Source organism: Hwangdonia lutea, assembly GCF_032814565.1.
GTDB classification, from domain to species: Bacteria; Bacteroidota; Bacteroidia; order Flavobacteriales; family Flavobacteriaceae; genus Hwangdonia; species Hwangdonia lutea.
Map to the genome: position 1 here is coordinate 1,948,811 of NZ_CP136521.1, position 14,263 is coordinate 1,963,073.

The 14,263-nt window shown below is 35.8% G+C and carries 15 protein-coding genes; 5 read left to right on the top strand and 10 right to left on the bottom strand.

Annotated elements, in window-relative coordinates:
• Window positions 1-11: 11 nt before the first annotated feature.
• The 4 genes from RNZ46_RS08410 (at window position 12) to RNZ46_RS08425 (ending at window position 3,020) form a co-directional block, all read left to right on the top strand.
• Window positions 12-446, top strand: coding sequence for an RrF2 family transcriptional regulator (locus RNZ46_RS08410; protein ID WP_316984937.1), 435 nt, complete (start codon window positions 12-14; stop codon window positions 444-446).
• A 50-nt stretch (window positions 447-496) separates the two neighbouring features.
• A complete protein-coding gene (ric, locus tag RNZ46_RS08415; RefSeq protein WP_316984938.1) occupies window positions 497-1,228 on the top strand; it encodes an iron-sulfur cluster repair di-iron protein in 732 nt (243 codons plus the stop codon).
• A 147-nt stretch (window positions 1,229-1,375) separates the two neighbouring features.
• A complete protein-coding gene (locus tag RNZ46_RS08420; protein ID WP_316984939.1) occupies window positions 1,376-2,587 on the top strand; it encodes a hypothetical protein in 1,212 nt (403 codons plus the stop codon).
• Window positions 2,559-3,020 carry a hemerythrin domain-containing protein gene (locus RNZ46_RS08425; RefSeq protein WP_316984940.1) on the top strand — a complete coding sequence of 154 codons (462 nt, stop codon included), beginning with the start codon at window positions 2,559-2,561 and terminating at the stop codon, window positions 3,018-3,020. The genes RNZ46_RS08420 and RNZ46_RS08425 overlap by 29 nt, the downstream gene beginning before the upstream one ends.
• Before the next feature lie 6 nt (window positions 3,021-3,026).
• Here the strand turns inward: RNZ46_RS08425 and RNZ46_RS08430 are convergent, their stop codons facing one another.
• From RNZ46_RS08430 to RNZ46_RS08475, 10 genes are all read right to left on the bottom strand, one after another.
• The gene (locus RNZ46_RS08430; RefSeq protein ID WP_316984941.1) at window positions 3,027-3,455 is read right to left on the bottom strand and encodes a hypothetical protein; all 429 of its coding nucleotides are present in this window, start codon (window positions 3,453-3,455) and stop codon (window positions 3,027-3,029) included.
• A 21-nt stretch (window positions 3,456-3,476) separates the two neighbouring features.
• A complete protein-coding gene (locus tag RNZ46_RS08435) occupies window positions 3,477-4,259 on the bottom strand; it encodes an ABC transporter permease (RefSeq protein ID WP_316984942.1) in 783 nt (260 codons plus the stop codon).
• A complete protein-coding gene (locus tag RNZ46_RS08440; RefSeq protein ID WP_316984943.1) occupies window positions 4,252-4,959 on the bottom strand; it encodes an ABC transporter ATP-binding protein in 708 nt (235 codons plus the stop codon). The genes RNZ46_RS08435 and RNZ46_RS08440 overlap by 8 nt, the downstream gene beginning before the upstream one ends.
• Complete coding sequence (locus RNZ46_RS08445) at window positions 4,953-6,188, bottom strand: nitrous oxide reductase family maturation protein NosD (protein WP_316981777.1); 1,236 nt, start codon at window positions 6,186-6,188, stop codon at window positions 4,953-4,955. Before RNZ46_RS08445 ends, RNZ46_RS08440 begins: the two co-directional genes overlap by 7 nt.
• Before the next feature lie 4 nt (window positions 6,189-6,192).
• A complete protein-coding gene (locus RNZ46_RS08450; protein ID WP_316981778.1) occupies window positions 6,193-6,630 on the bottom strand; it encodes a nitrous oxide reductase accessory protein NosL in 438 nt (145 codons plus the stop codon).
• A gap of 26 nt (window positions 6,631-6,656) precedes the next feature.
• Window positions 6,657-7,277 carry a hypothetical protein gene (locus tag RNZ46_RS08455; RefSeq protein ID WP_316981779.1) on the bottom strand — a complete coding sequence of 207 codons (621 nt, stop codon included), beginning with the start codon at window positions 7,275-7,277 and terminating at the stop codon, window positions 6,657-6,659.
• A gap of 143 nt (window positions 7,278-7,420) precedes the next feature.
• A complete protein-coding gene (gene nosZ / locus RNZ46_RS08460) occupies window positions 7,421-9,391 on the bottom strand; it encodes a Sec-dependent nitrous-oxide reductase (protein ID WP_316981780.1) in 1,971 nt (656 codons plus the stop codon).
• Window positions 9,392-9,423: 32 nt separating this feature from the next.
• Complete coding sequence (locus RNZ46_RS08465; protein WP_316981781.1) at window positions 9,424-9,999, bottom strand: fasciclin domain-containing protein; 576 nt, start codon at window positions 9,997-9,999, stop codon at window positions 9,424-9,426.
• A gap of 25 nt (window positions 10,000-10,024) precedes the next feature.
• Window positions 10,025-10,531, bottom strand: coding sequence for a c-type cytochrome (locus RNZ46_RS08470; protein WP_316981782.1), 507 nt, complete (start codon window positions 10,529-10,531; stop codon window positions 10,025-10,027).
• A gap of 256 nt (window positions 10,532-10,787) precedes the next feature.
• Window positions 10,788-11,315 carry an alpha-ketoglutarate decarboxylase gene (locus tag RNZ46_RS08475; protein ID WP_316981783.1) on the bottom strand — a complete coding sequence of 176 codons (528 nt, stop codon included), beginning with the start codon at window positions 11,313-11,315 and terminating at the stop codon, window positions 10,788-10,790.
• A gap of 162 nt (window positions 11,316-11,477) precedes the next feature.
• Here RNZ46_RS08475 and RNZ46_RS08480 point away from each other — a divergent pair, with 162 nt between their 5' ends.
• Window positions 11,478-14,222 carry a 2-oxoglutarate dehydrogenase E1 component gene (locus RNZ46_RS08480; RefSeq protein WP_316981784.1) on the top strand — a complete coding sequence of 915 codons (2,745 nt, stop codon included), beginning with the start codon at window positions 11,478-11,480 and terminating at the stop codon, window positions 14,220-14,222.
• The last annotated feature ends 41 nt before the right edge of the window (window positions 14,223-14,263 follow it).

A 14,263-nucleotide genomic window follows, 5' to 3' on the forward strand; every position in this document is an offset into this window, starting at 1 on the left:
AAAAGAGTAATATGTTTTCTAAAGCTTGCGAATATGGTATAAAAGCATCCATTTTTATTGCAACCAATTCTTTTGAAGGTAAACGCGTTAGCCCTAAAGAAATTGCAATGGAAATAGATTCGCCACAAGCATTTACAGCTAAAATTTTACAAGCTTTGGTAAAGCACGATATAATAAACTCTATAAAAGGAGCTTATGGGGGTTTCGAGATTAGCAGAGATAAAATTGCAACCATTAAACTTAACCAAATTGTAAAAGCCATTGATGGCGACTCCATTTATAATGGTTGTGGCTTGGGTTTGCATAAGTGCGACGAAGCACATCCGTGTCCGGTTCACGATAAGTTTAAAGCCATTAGGGACAGTTTAAAGCACATGTTGGAAAACACAAGTTTAGAGGAATTGGCACTTAATATAAAATCGGGTGCTTCATTTTTAAAGATTTAAAAAAATTTGAATATAAATAGGATAAAATTATCCGAAATAAACAATTAATCATGGTAACATTACAAAAAGATTCAGAAAAACAAATAGGGCAATTTGTAGCCGAAGATTATAGAACAGCAGCTGTTTTTTCGAAATACAAAATAGATTTTTGCTGCAACGGCAACAGAAGTATTCAAGAGGCGTGCGAAAAAAAGGGAATTGATAGCAACGTTTTATTAGATGAGTTACACAGCGTTTTAAACAATAAAGGAGGCGAATCAATTGATTACAAATCGTGGCCTTTAGATTTATTGATTGATTATATCGAAAAAAGACACCACCGTTATGTTGAAGAAAAAATTCCAGTATTACGTCAGTTTTTAGATAAATTATGTCGCGTTCATGGCGAGCGTCATCCGGAATTATTTAAGATAAACGAGCTGTTTACAGCATCGGCAGGCGAGTTGGCCGCCCACATGAAAAAAGAGGAGCTTATATTGTTTCCTTTTGTTAAGAAGATGGTGTCGGCAACATTAAACCAAGGCGCTGTACAATCGCCACAATTTGGAACGGTTGAAAACCCTATTGCAATGATGATGCAAGAACACGATAACGAAGGCGAGCGTTTTAGAGAAATTGCAGCATTAACAAATGATTATAACCCACCTGCAGATGCGTGCAATACTTATCGGGTAACTTATGCGATGCTTCAGGAATTTGAACAAGATTTACACCTACACATCCATTTAGAAAACAATATTCTATTCCCTAAGGCGATAAAGCTAGAACAACAATTTAATTAATAGCAAGCTTTAAAAGTGACTTAGGTCTATTTGAAAATCCTGGAGCGTTTTCCCTAAAACATTCCAGGATTTTTGTTTAAAATTATTTTAGAAGTAGAAAAGCATTTTATTTTGGTAATTTTAAATCGCAAAAACAAAACGCCAAAAATGGTTAAAAAACTTACTGTGGTATGTTTGGTTAATTTTTTAATTGCTGCCTTATTGGGTTTGGCTTTACGCTACGCTTTTGTGGGAGATATTGGCTTAAACTATCGTTTTTTAACACACGCACATTCGCATGTGGCTATGTTAGGTTGGGTATATTTAATGCTGTTTGTGTTAATTGTTCATTATTTTATTCCTGATAAAAAAACCGTTTTTACACGCTTGTTTTGGGTTACCGAAATTGCGGTTATTGGTATGCTTTTAAGTTTTCCGTTTCAAGGCTATGCCGCGGTTTCCATTACCTTTTCAACCTTACACATTTTGTGCAGTTATTATTTTGTGTACTTGGTTTGGAAACATCAAAAAACCGCATCCGTAGTAACGCAGTACTTACTTAAAACGGCGTTGGTTTTTATGGTACTATCCACCATTGGCGTATGGTGTTTAGGGCCTGCAGTTTCCATGCTTGGGCAAGCCTCTGCATTCTATCAAATTGCCATCCAATTCTTTTTGCATTTTCAGTTTAACGGCTGGTTTTTAATAGCCGTAATTGCTGTGTTTTTTCATTTTTTTCGGGTTGAAAACTCAAAACTGTTTAGGCGATTTTTCAAGCTATTGGTGGCATCAACGGTACTTACTTTAGCCTTGCCAATCCAATGGTTTGCGCCTCATAATTTGCTGCTTTATTGTAACGGATTAGGCACTATAATGCAGCTAGTAATGGGGTACTACTTTTTAAAATTGATACAACCAAAATTTTCAACGGTATTAAAACAGCGGCCAAAACTCGTTACTCATTTATATTGGTTTTCAATATGTTGCTTTGTTTTAAAGATTAGTCTACAATTATTAGCGTTGTTTCCCGAGTTTTCGCAAATTGTTTATACGCACCGCAACTTGGTTGTTGGGTTTATTCATCTTTTAATGCTTGGTGTTATTACGGGGTTTTTGTTTTTATTTATTTTACAAAGCCCATTGGTAAGGCAGAGCAAAAGCCTGTATATAGGCATTTATACTTTTATTTCTGGATTTGTTTTAACAGAATTATTACTTACAATTCAGGGTGTTATGTTTTACTTCGGAAACGGATTAGTACCAAATTACTACCTATTGCTTTTTCTTTTTAGTATATTATTACCCTTAGGAATTGGTTTTATATTATTTAATATTATAACTCAAAAAAATTATGCAACACAAACCGCAAAAACGACATAAAGCATTGCAACCCTTAAGCAGAGAGCATCATCACGGGTTGCTTTTATCTTGGAAAATACGCTCTGGGTTTAGTAAAAATATTGAGCCAAAGCGCATTAGGGCATATGCCGATTGGTTTTTTAAACAACATTTAATTCCGCATTTTGATATGGAAGAAGCTCATATTTTCCCCCTATTGGAGCAGGATAATGAATTGATAAAAACAGCATTGGCAGATCACAGGCGCATAAAACGATTATTTGCTGAAACTGAAAATGATGCTAAAACGTTAAGTAATATAGAAGAAGAATTGGAAAAACACATACGCTTTGAAGAACGTGTTCTGTTTCCTGAAATTCAGAAAATAGCGACCGAAGCACAAATGCGTCATATTGAAAAAATTCATCAACCGGAAAAATTCGAGGATAATCTGGTTGATGAATTTTGGCGATAAATTAAATTATAGTTTAAAATGGCTAAAATAAGCATCGATGAGTTGCTCTAAATTCACTAAAGATGCTTCGGGGTTTGCCGTATTATTTGATTCTTTTAAGGCTGAAATTTCATCGAGCATTGGCACCAAAACCACATGCAATTGGTCGTGTGATTCGCCTTCCATGGTGCAGTTTTTAATAATATAACTGGTTTGTTTCGAGAGGTTTTCACCTAAAGTATTATAGTCCTTGTCTTTTTCTTTTTTAAAAACCGCGATTATAGAATCCATGCTTTTAACGCCTTTATCGGTTTCTACGTTTGCAATCCACTTTTCACCGTTATTTAAAGTTAGCTCTAAATTGTCGACTCCGGACATAGCTTCAGTTTTCGTTTCATTTTTACAACTTATTGTGGTAATTAAAATGAGTACTATGGTTAAGGCTTTTGTTTTCATAAGTATAAATTTTATTTTGCTTTAAAAATCTTTCTTTTTCGATTTGAATATAATTCTCAGCACCGGAAAAACCACCCAAGCCGTTAGCATTATTGTCGATATAATCAATCCGAAATTAGTGCCAAAGAATTGCTTAAAAACAGCACCCGTATAACCTAATAATGCCGAAATATCTAGTTTTAAAAGAATGAGTGTTCTTGATAAATCGATGGGATTGAGCATGGTGCCCACCAACGATAATTTGTCTAACGGATAATCTTCAAACATAATTAAAGTCATTAAAAACAGCCCATCGTAAATCACCGCTAAAAACAACCATAATAAAATGGCGTAACCAAAACCTTTAATTTTATTTTCGTTTGATAGGGCGATGTTAAAAGCCAATGCCGTAAATATTAAAGTTAAAAAAGCGCCTGTGATGAGTAGTAGTGAAAAATCCCAAATGGCACTACTTTCAAACAAACCGTAAAACACAAACGGGATGCCCAATCCTAAAATTAAGCTCATAGAAAGTGATAGGGCCACACCTAAATATTGCCCTAAAAATATCGATGAACGTTTTAAGGGTTGTGCCAATAAAAGTTCGGTAAATTCTTTGGAATTGTAGTAGTACATCACGCCAAAAATTGTGCCGATTAATGGTACTAAAACAATAATAACATTCATTAAAGTAATGACAGCTTTTGAAAGATCGTTGTTTAAAAACAGGAGTACAATACCCAGCATTAAATAGAATGCAAAATAAACGTAACTCCAGCGGCTGCGCATGAGATCGTAAAAACTATATTTTAATATTTTAAGCATGATTTTCTGAAAGTATTGATGCGATTGCGTGTTCGAAATCGGGTTGATTGGTCTTGTTTTTTAATTCTGAAATACTGCCTTTAAAGTAAATTTTACCTTCTAATAAAAACACGATTTCATCGGAGACTTCTTCAACAAAACTCATAATGTGCGAGGTTATTAAAATGGTTTTTCCCTTGGCTTTTTCTACTTGAATTAAATTTTTTAATCGGATAAGAGAAATGGGGTCTAAGCCCGTTGTGGGTTCGTCTAAAATAATCAACGGACTATCAAACATAAAGGTTAACACGAGGTTTACTTTTTGTTTTGTGCCTCCGGAAAGGGTGCCCAGTTTTTTATCTAAAAACGGTTCTAATTTGAAGAGTTTAATTAAACGCGCATCTTCATCGGTGTGTTTGCGCAAATCTTTAATCATTTTAATTAATTCCTTTACTTTTAAATTACTCGGAAAATTGGCAATTTGCGGTAAATAATCAATTTTATGTCTGTAATCTGAATGTCGACTCACGTTTTCTCCAAGTACAGATATGTTGCCTTTATTGGGTATAACCATGCCCAAAATAGATTTTATCAATGTGGTTTTACCAGAGCCATTAGGACCCAGAACAGCAAAAATACCGCCTTCGCTAATCTCTAAATCAAGCGCGCTTAAAACTTGGTTTTTGCCGAATTTTTTATGTAAATTTTGAATGCTTACCATGTTATTTTTTTCATTTTAGGTTTGTTGTCCAGTAAATTATCTGGTGTAAAAACAGGGGATACTTTTTCGGAAAAATCAATAATATCTATAAACAAACTACGCAGTAAAATAATGGTTTCTGGTGTTCTGTTTACAATATATGAAAACAGTTTTACGGGTCTGTAGGGTACATCTCCAATACCGTCTTTATCTAAATCGTAGCCCGTGTAATTGCTCCAAAAATTTGATTCAAAACGGTTATCGTTAATTTTGCTATTATAAGAAACATCAAAAGAATTATACAAGAAATTGTTACTTTTAAAGTGATTGGTGTAGCAAGCGCCACGAACTTTTAACGCCCAACCATTGCTTATAAAGTTATTGTTTATATAATCGATTCTGTTCGAGCCTTCAACATTAATGCCTATGGTGTTATCTTTAAAGGTGTTGCCCTGTATTTCGGCATCGTTTATCTCTTTTAGAAGTAAGCCATACGATGCGGTACCCCAATTTTCTTTAAAAATGTTATTGTACATTTTTATTCTTTTTGAAAACATAACGGCCACTCCGGCACCGTTGTTTTCAAAAATATTGTCTTGATACATATCGTCATTAGAAAACATAAAATGCAAACCATAGCGTACATTTAACGAGCTGACGTTGTTTTTGATGGTGCAAAAATCTGAAAATTCTAAATAGATGCCGTCTCTTACGTGTTGCACAAAATTGTGTTCGATGGCCACATTTTTGCTGTACCACAACTGTATGCCATTGCCCGAGTTATATTCTTCAACAGCATCGCCAACTATTTTGTTATGGAACACTTTACCATCTCTTGATCTTTCAATATAAATACCAAAGAAAAGTTTTTCTAAAACTAAATTTTGAATGGTAAAGTTTTTGCTGTTTTTTACACGGATCGCAGCATAATCTTCAGTATAACTTGTGCCAACGTTTATAATAAACAAGCCATCAACCGTAACATTATCGGCCGTAATGGTGATGATTTCACCTTTGGCTTCGCCATCAATTACTGGGTAATTTTCGCCAATAATGGTTAACGGTTTGTCTACTTTAATGTTGTGCTCTTTGTAAGTACCTTTTTTAACTATAATGGTATCAAAATCTTTGGCCTGTGCAATACCTTCTTTTAAAGTAGAAATACTGCAACTGCCGCAAACCTCGATAGTTTTTGCCATAGTTAGGTTAGCCATGAACATGGCGGATAAAAAAACGATGAAATGTTTCATGGTACTAGTCTTTAAATTTTGCTAGTAATTCGGCCCAGGTATACAAATCGCCTCCTTTTTCGGCCTGTGTTTTTTCAGCGTCAGCTTTATTTTTAAAAGCCGATAAAAAAGCACCCATTGGACTTGGGATGTTTTCGCTAATTAAAAAAGTGGCTTTTGTAGCATCAATTAAAGCTTCGGGTTCTGTGTAGTTGTTTGATAGGTATAGCTTAATTTCAGACGTGTCGAATTCATCCATAAAATTAATCATGCATTCTGTGGCATCAAACATATATACCTTGCCTTTTTTGGTTACAATTTCTGCGGCGTGTACTTTATCAACAATAGTCATTTTACAAAAATGGCAACCATCGCTTCCGTAGTTTATTTTTTTTGGTTTTACATCGCAACTGAAGCATATCAGTATTAATGCAAGAATTGAATAGTGTTTTAGTGTTTGCATAATTTTAGTGTTTTAAAAATGCTGTGTTATTGCGTTGCTTTTTTTAAGCTTGTTTTTCGGCCTAACCAGAACGCAACAAGTGTTAATGTCATTCCCACAAACATAAGATAACCGCCCGTATGTGGCAACGAGGTAACATCAAAATTTAATAGTTTTTGAAATCCAAATAGTGGTGGTTTGTAAGTCATGGGCGTGCCATCTGGATTATTTAATTTTAAAATGGCATTTGGGTCTAGGTTGCTACCGTAATCGATTAGCCAGTTGTTAAAATCGTACATGCCCAAAATTCCTAATACAGACATCAGTACAAACCAGCCCAAGAAAAATTTGTAGCTTATTTTTTTGAAGAAACCTAATAAACCAATAACAACACCCAATATGGCCATGCCTAAAATAACTTTAGGAAATACGGCGAACTCCCACATTTCGTCTGCTTTAGGAATCGTTTTCATGCCAATATAGTGGTTTAATCCATCAATGTTTTGCAAATCGAACTCTTCGACACCTTGAATGCCATCAATATAAATATTCATACCAAGTGGATCTGGATATTGTGGGGCACCAAGCATGATATTCCATAAAGGAAATTTAAAAAGTCCTAATAACAGTAATGATCCTATAATCATTATTATGCCAGCCTTTTTCATAATATTATAAATTGATAGTTATTGGGTTGAGTGAGGTTTCTGTGTTAACAGATTATAGTGTTTTTAAAAAGAAAGGCGAGAGCGAAAAATCAACCCTCGCCTTATTTAGAGAAATAAACACTAAAACAAAATTTCTCTAATTTTTATTCAATATCTTCTCCTAACGACCATTTTAAAGGTACATTGCTATTAGCTGGAGACACGCGAACATATCCTTGCATTTCTTGGTGCAGTGCCGAACAGAAATCGGTACAATAGAATGGCCAAACACCAACTTGTTTTGGTTCCCATGTTAAAGTTCTGGTTTGCCCAGGAGCAATTAACAATTCAGCATTATTAGCACCAATCATGGCGAAACCGTGCGGTACATCAAAATCCTGCTCTAAGTTGGTAACATGGAAAAATACCTTGTCGCCCACTTTGATGCCTTCAATATTATCCGGTGTAAAGTGGCTACGGATTAATGTCATGTAAACATGCACGTTTTTACCGTCTCTAACCACTTTGGTTTCACTTTCGTTAGTAGCTTTACGCGGATGTTTATTATCGGCAAGCTTATAGAATTTTAGTGAGTTTTCTTTAATAATTTCAGCTGGAATAGCGGCAGCATAATGTGGCTCACCATGTGTTGGGAAATCTAAAAGCAGCTCCATTTTTTCCCCCGAAATATCATACAATTGTGCTGAGTGCTCCATTTCTGGGCCAACTGGTAAATAACGGTCTTTGGTGATTTTGTTCATCGCGAACATGTATTTACCAAAAGGTTCTCTTGAGTTTCCACCTGGAATAGTTAAGTGACCAACAGAGTAGTAGGTTGGTTTTCTGTCGATAACTTCCCATGTGCCTAATTTCCATTTTACAACTTCCGAAGAAATAAAGAACGTGGTATAAGCATTTCCTTTGCCATCAAATTCTGTATGTAATGGGCCTAATCCTGGTTGTTCTACCGAACCAGCTAAAACATCTTCGAAATTTAAAACTGGAATGCCATAAGCATCACCTGCAAATTTTTCGTTCTCAATAGCATCTAGCATTTTTGTAAATGAATGCACGGTTAAGTTAGCCGATAATTTACCGTTACCTACAATGTACTCTCCAGAAGGATCTACGTCACAACCATGTGGTGATTTTGGTGTTGGTAATAAATAGATTGCTCCAGGAACTTCAGAAGGGTTAATAACACGCACTTCCTTTTTAAGGGTAGACGTGGTTACATGTGTGTTTTCATCAAGTACGTTGTGTGCATAGTTTGCTGGCATCATGGTACCACCACCGTTATTTACATACTCTTCAATTTTTTTCCAGTTTATGGCTGCAATAAAATCTTTGTCATTTTGAGAAGCGTTAACTTCTAATAAAGTACTTGCCTCTTCGGTGTTGTAGGTTGTAAAGAAGAACCATCCATGGGATTTTCCACGTCCGGGGTGTGATAAATCGTAGTTAAATCCGGGCATTAAAACTTGGAATTTAATATCCATGTGTCCGTGCTCTGGATCAACAGAAATAAAAGTTAAAGCCCCTTTAAAGTTTCCTTTATAGTCTTTAATAGGCATGTCTCTTTGCGGAACGGGTACTGAAAAACGTGTTCCTGCAACCACATATTCCGTGTTTTCTGTGATAAAAGATGAACTGTGATTACCGGCACTATTTGGAATTTCAATAATTTCTTCTGTTTCAAACGATCTCAATCCAACTCTAGCAATACGAGGTGTGTTGTTTCCGTTGATAAATACCCAACGACCATCCAAAACACCATTGGTTTGAGAAATGTCTGGGTGATGCGAATCGTCCCATGGAATAAAACCATAAGAGGTTTCTAACATAGGCTTCGATTCTTCAGAATATCCGTAACCGTTTGTTGGAAATTGTGAAAACACCGGAATTTCCTTAAATAGTCGTCCAGAAGGTAGTCCGTAAACCGTAAGGTTACCACTGTAACCTCCAGATATAAAGGCGTAGTGCGAATCGTGCTCACCAGGTGCAACATATACTTTTTCAGCAATATTACTTGCTAAGGCACCAGATTTTCCACCTGATTTTCCCGAGTTATTACAGCTTGTAAATGCTACTAAAACACATAAAGCTGCAACGCTTATTTTTAATATTTTTTTCATTGTTATTTAGTATTTGATTAGTGATTTTTTTATTATTCTGTTGGTGGTAATAATACCTTGTCAACGACATGTATTATTCCGTTTCCTGCTGGCACACTAGCTATTATTTTTGCGCCACCAATAAGAGGTTCTCCGTCTACAACTTCAACTTTTACATAGCCGTTGTTGGCTTGTCCTAGTTTTTTAAACTTCTTCAAAAAGTCCTTAGAGTAATTTCCTGGTGTAACATGGAACTTTAAAATATTAGCTAAAGCATCTTTGTTTTCAGGTTTTAACAAGTTTTCAACGGTGCCTTCAGGTAAAGCTGCAAAGGCTTCATTAGTAGGTGCAAAAACCATTAGTGGACCTGCGTTTACCAAGGCGTTTTCTAATTGGGCTGCTTGTACGGCTGCAACTAATGTAGAATGGTCTTCAGAACCAATGGCTATTTGCAAGATATTTGGTGTAGATCCGTCATCTTCAATAAAAGCTTGTCCTGTACGGTCTTCAGGTGCACTTTCAGTTGATGTCGCCGTCGAGTTCGTTGAGGTTTGTTTCGTATCGTTCTTGCAGGAGTACATTACTGCAACCGATGCAAAAACAAAAAACAGTAGTTTAATAGTTTTCATTAGTTATGGTTTTTAGTTGTTTTACTTATTTCAGGGTCCTAAAATATTCTAATACCGCTCTGGCTTCCTCTTCTGTTAAGTTTTGATTTGCCATTGGAGAACCGTTGAACTCTATTAATAAGTCTTTAGCCAACGGATCGTTTTTCACCATACCTTCTGGATCTAAAATCATGTTCATAACCCACTCCGGAGTTCTGCGTTCTAGAATGTTTTTAGGCGCTGGACCAATAAACTTTTTGTCGGGTCTGTGACAAGCCGTACACATTTTTTTAAATACATCTGCACCATGAGCTGCCATTTTTTGGTCTATCTCGGCACCTAACGTAATTGACTTTATAGGGCCTACGCCTTTATTGGTTAAATCGATGGTTTTGGATGCAGGAACCTTTTTTTCAGCCTTTTTTGTTGTAGTTTTTTCTGTTGGAGCTTTCTTTTGGTAAGAGAATCCTTCTTTCTTTTTTTCTTCTTTGCCTCCGCAACTTAAAAGTAGCGTTACAAATAAAACAGACATTAATTTTAGTGTTGATTTCATATTTACGTAATTTAAGTCACAAAATTACAATCAAAGAAAGATGTAAAATATGATATTTGTCATATTTAGGACAAAAATGTCCTTTATTGATTTTGAATGGAATGTGTTGGTAGACACAACCTATTGGTAGATAGTGTTTTACTTAGATTGAAGTATGATGAAAATTAAATTTGAAGGAAAAAAATTAGATAAAAAGTAGAAATAAATATGATTTTTTTTTGAAACTATTGAAAGAGATTTTTAATCCGCTCGAAATTTAGAAATAAAACCTAACAAAAGGCGCCCAAGCATTGGCGTATATACTTTTATCTGCATCGTACAGCACATCGTATCGAACTCCAAAAGTGACCTGCCCATTTCGGTAACCGGCACCAATAAATAAAGCTGGAACCCAATAATTATCTTTGTCTAAATTCAAATTAACATTATAGGTTCTGTTAACGTTAAGTTGTTCAAATTCGGTGGAAAGCTGAAATTCATTTACAACATTAAATAATCCGATTAAACTGCCGCCTAAAATGGTCGATTTGTAAACATTTTTTTGATTGTTAAATGTGGCATTGAGTCCCAACCCAAAAGCAAAATTCCTATCAAATTCATAAACCGCACTTGGGGCAAGCGTACCGCTAAAATAGCCGTCGCCAAAACTTAAACCAACACCGCCTCCAAATCTAACTTGATTCCAAAAATCATGCTTTTGTTGTTGCGCTATTATAATATTTGTAGCAACAAATAGGTATATAAAAAGTAGTGTAGATTTTGTCTTTTTAAACGTATGCATCATGAAATAAAATTAGAAATCATCAAAAAATTAATGCTAAACAACAGCTTGTTTTACAAATGGGTAATAATTACTTATAAATATAATAAAAGAAACATCTAATTTTAGTAAAAGTTGTATTTTTGAGAAATATTTTGACGAACCTATACGGTATTAAAAATAATAATGGATAAATTTTCATTTTTAAACGCAGCACATACAGCATATTTTGCTGATTTATACGAACAGTACTTACAACATCCAGATACGGTTGAACCCAGTTGGAGGGCCTTTTTTCAAGGGTACGATTTTGGCACAGAGAATTACGGATTGGATGGCGAAATTGTTGAAGGTGTTTCTGCTCAAATCCCAGAACATGTTCAAAAAGAATTTCAAGTGGTTAGGCTCATTGATGGCTACCGCATGCGAGGGCATTTGTTTACTAAAACAAACCCGGTTAGAGAGCGCCGAACATATTCACCAACTTTAGCATTAGAGAATTTCAATCTCTCTGAAAGCGATTTAGATACGGTTTTTGATGCAGGCGAAAACTTAGGTATTGGGGCTCAACCTTTACGCCGAATTATTTCGCATTTAGAAAACATTTATTGCAGTTCAATAGGTGTTGAGTACATGTATTTGCGTAATCCTGAGGTGATTCAGTGGTGGCAAGACCAATTGAATAAAAATGAAAATCAGCCCGACTTTTCAGTTGAAACTAAAAAATATATTCTTTCTAAATTAAACCAAGCCGTTACTTTCGAGAACTTTTTGCAAACCAAATATGTGGGGCAAAAACGTTTTTCTTTAGAGGGTGGCGAATCTTTGATACCAGCACTAAGTAATGTGCTTTTTTATGCGGTTGAAAGATACGGTGTTAAAGAATGCGTATTGGGTATGGCACATCGTGGCCGTTTAAGTACGCTGGTAAACATTTTTAGAAAACCTTTGCGAGAGCTTTTTAGCGAGTTTGAGGGTAAGGATTTTGAAGATGAAAATATTGATGGCGATGTAAAATACCATTTGGGATTAACGCTTGATAAAACTTATCAAAACGGAAAGAACATCAAAATGAATTTGGTGCCAAACCCGTCCCATTTAGAAACTGTGGCGTCGGTTGCCGAAGGAATTACCAGAGCAAAAATCGATACGGATTACGATGGCGACGATTCTAAAATAATCCCCATAGTTGTACATGGCGATGCCGCTATAGCAGGACAGGGTATTGTTTACGAGGTGGCACAAATGAGCCAACTAAACGGCTATAAAACCGGTGGTACCGTTCATATTGTGGTAAACAATCAAATCGGTTTTACAACCAATTACCTCGATGCCCGTTCAAGCACCTATTGTACCGATGTTGCTAAAGTAACTTTGTCTCCGGTTTTACATGTAAATGCAGATGATGCCGAAGCCGTTGTACATGCCGTAGAAATGGCCTTGGAGTACAGAATGCGTTATAAAAAAGACGTGTATATCGATTTGTTGGGCTATCGTAAATATGGCCATAACGAAGGTGACGAACCGCGATTCACACAACCAAAACTCTATAAAAATATTGCTAAGCATCAAAATCCGTTTAAAATTTATTCGGATAAACTCATAGCAGAAAACACTATTGACAAGGCTTATTTAGATAAAATAATTTCTGATTTTAAAGATACTTTAGAAAGAGAATACACAAAATCTAAAGAAGAGGATGCTTCAATCGTTCGCGAGTTTATGCAAGAACGTTGGACGGCTTTTGATCGCCAAGGTTTGGATTCAATGCTTGAGCCAGTTGATACTAATTACCCAAAGGAAAAGTTAGAACACATATCAAAAATTGTTTCAACCGTTCCTGAAGGCGTTAAGTTTTTACGTAAAGCCGAACGTATTTTAGATGGTCGTGCGAAAATGGTTTTTGAAACCAACACACTCGATTGGGGTATGGCAGAAACCTTGGCTTATGGTAGTTTGATGGAAGAAGGTTTTAATGTGCGCATTTCTGGGCAAGATGTTGAGCGTGGTACATTCAGCCACCGTCATGCCATTTTAAGAGATGAGATTTCCGAAGAGCGCATCAATCTTTTAAACACAAATCCCGAGAGCAAGGGTAAAATGGATATTTATAACTCCTTGTTATCCGAATATGCCGTGCTAGGTTTCGACTACGGTTACGCTATGGCAAACCCAAACACTCTAACCATTTGGGAAGCGCAATTTGGAGATTTTAGCAATGGCGCTCAAATTATTTTTGACCAATATTTATCGGCAGCCGAAGACAAATGGAAAGTCCAAAACGGCATTGTTGTGCTATTGCCACATGGATACGAAGGCCAAGGATCTGAGCATTCATCGGCACGAATAGAACGCTATTTACAATTATGTGGCGATGATAATATGGTGGTTGCAAACTGTACAACACCTTCAAATTTTTTCCATTTATTGCGTCGTCAAATGAAACGCGATTTCAGAAAACCTTTAATTGTATTTACGCCAAAAAGTTTATTGCGCCACCCCAAAGCGGTGTCATCTTTAAGCGCCTTGGCAAACGATACGTTTCAAGAAGTTATTGATGATTCGGTAAACCCGAAAAACATAAAAAAATTAGTATTCTGTACAGGTAAATTCTATTACGATTTATTGGCCGAAAGAGAAAATCTAAATAACGAAGATGTGGCATTAGTGCGCATAGAGCAGTTATTTCCATTACATTTAGATAAAATTCAGCAAATTATTAACCGTTATCCAAATGTTGAAAACTATGTTTGGGCGCAAGAAGAACCAAAGAATATGGGAGCTTGGAGCCATATGATGCAGCGTATGGATTTGGTTAAACTCGATGTTTGTTCAAGACCGTACAATTCCGTACCAGCACCAGGCTCAAGCACGCGCGATAAACGACGACAACAACGTGTTATAAACGCTGTTTTCAATGTTGAAAACTAATAAAACTATATTAAAAAACTCATATACAATTAAAATTATAG